This window comes from Microcystis sp. LEGE 08355, from assembly GCF_015207185.1.
Classification (GTDB): Bacteria; Cyanobacteriota; Cyanobacteriia; order Cyanobacteriales; family Microcystaceae; genus Microcystis; species Microcystis panniformis.
Genome location: NZ_JADEXI010000798.1, coordinates 1 through 1,664, shown reverse-complemented (window position 1 = coordinate 1,664; position 1,664 = coordinate 1). Strand labels below are relative to the sequence as shown.

Below are 1,664 nucleotides of genomic sequence, written 5' to 3'. Positions count from 1 at the left end.
TAGCTACCTATTCAATTGTAGCTTGGAGATTACTCTGGTTAACCTATCAAGCACGCTTACACGGAGAGGAGAGTTGTGAAAGTTTTTTGGAAGAACATGAATGGCAATCTTTGTGTGCCACTATTCATAAAAAGAGTCCGCCACCTGAAAAGCCGCCCTCCTTGGCCAGAAGCGGTCAGAATGATTGCTTCTCTTGGGGGGTTTTTAGGTAGAAAAGGCGACGGTGAACCAGGTGTTAAAACTATTTGGTTGGGACTGCGAAGGTTACATGATATCAGCGAGACTTGGAAACTATCTCATCAAATTAGTCCCCCCATAGAACCCCCTTGAGCCATCTGGCACACTTTTCTCTTTTTGTCAAATTTTATGTTAAGAAAGATGTGACTAATGGATAGCTTATCAAGGGGGGCAGGGGGGATCGAACCTAAAATCCATTTTTAATTTAATTATAACCAGCTACTTAATTTGGTATCATCCCCGAACGACTGGCTACTGTTGCCTGTTCCCTAAAACCAGAGACTTCCTACCTCACCATTAAGATAACTGCTATAAATGGCATTCACTGATGACTGAAAAACCCCCAAGCGCAGAAAAATTAATGGTAATGTTAAATTAAATTAAGAAAATCCTCATTCTTCTTATATGCAGTTAACTTGGCTTGATAGTAATTCTTGGTTAATCGAAATCGGGGGAAAACGCCTGCTTCTCGATCCCTGGTTGGTAGGTTCCCTGACTTTTGGTAATTTAACTTGGCTATTTGAGGGCAAAAAAACCGCTAATCATGCCATTCCCGAACATATCGATCTGATTCTTCTCTCCCAAGGTTTGGAAGATCACGCTCATCCTCCTACTTTACAGGTACTCGATCGCCAAATTCCCGTGGTAGCTTCTCCAAATGCCGAAAAAGTGGTTCGAGCGCTCAATTATACCCATCGCATCCCTTTAACCCACGGTGCTAGTTATATCTTTGACAATGCGATCAAAATTACTGCTGTCCCCGGTTCTCCAATCGGGCCGACTCTAGTGGAAAATGGTTATGTTATCAAGGAATTAGCGACAAATCAGAGTATCTACTACGAACCCCACGGTTATCATTCTCCTAGCCTCGATTCTCTTGGTAAAATCTCCGTGATTATCACTCCTTTGATTGACTTAAAAATACCTTTCCTCGGACCGGTAATCAAAGGACAAGAAAGCGCCTTAGCAGTCTGTCAACGCTTGCAGCCTCAATATATTATTTCTACGGCTGCCGGTGGTGATATCGAGTTTAAAGGATTATTGATGGCGGTGTTAAGTGCTGGGGGTAGTCCCGAATCCTTTCAAGAATTATTAACATCCCATGCTTTGCCGACAAAGGTAATTGATCCTCGTCCTTGGCAACCTTTTACGGTGGAATTAGGTGAGTGCGTTCCGGGTTTGAGCTAATCTGATTTAAGGGAAGAATAGAAAAAAGTTAAAACTTTCTTCCCGATTTTTATCTAAAAAAGTAGAGTTTTTGTTATAAGTAGATAGGTATTAAAAACTTTCAGATCCCCCCCTTATCAAGGGGGGCAGGGGGGATCGAACCTAAAATCCATTTCTAATTTAATTATAACCAGCTACTTATCTTTGCCTGCTACAGATGACATTAATTGTTTGAAAAAACTGGCTCTCTTGAATATTGG

1 protein-coding gene and 1 pseudogene are annotated in these 1,664 nt (G+C 41.6%); both read left to right on the top strand.

All coding sequences use genetic code 11. The features are described 5' to 3' along the window. Positions 1 to 330: pseudogene (locus tag IQ242_RS24130) on the top strand (IS4 family transposase); the annotation flags it as partial. 312 nt (positions 331 to 642) lie between these two features. Continuing rightward, positions 643 to 1,425: an MBL fold metallo-hydrolase gene (locus IQ242_RS24125; protein WP_193961699.1), complete on the top strand. Its 783-nt coding sequence runs from the start codon at positions 643 to 645 to the stop codon at positions 1,423 to 1,425. Positions 1,426 to 1,664: the final 239 nt, after the last annotated feature.

Coding starts and splice junctions, on each gene's coding strand:
- IQ242_RS24125 (WP_193961699.1), top strand. CDS start 643: ATGCAGTTAACTTGGCTTGATAGTAATTCTTGGTTAATCGAAATCGGG.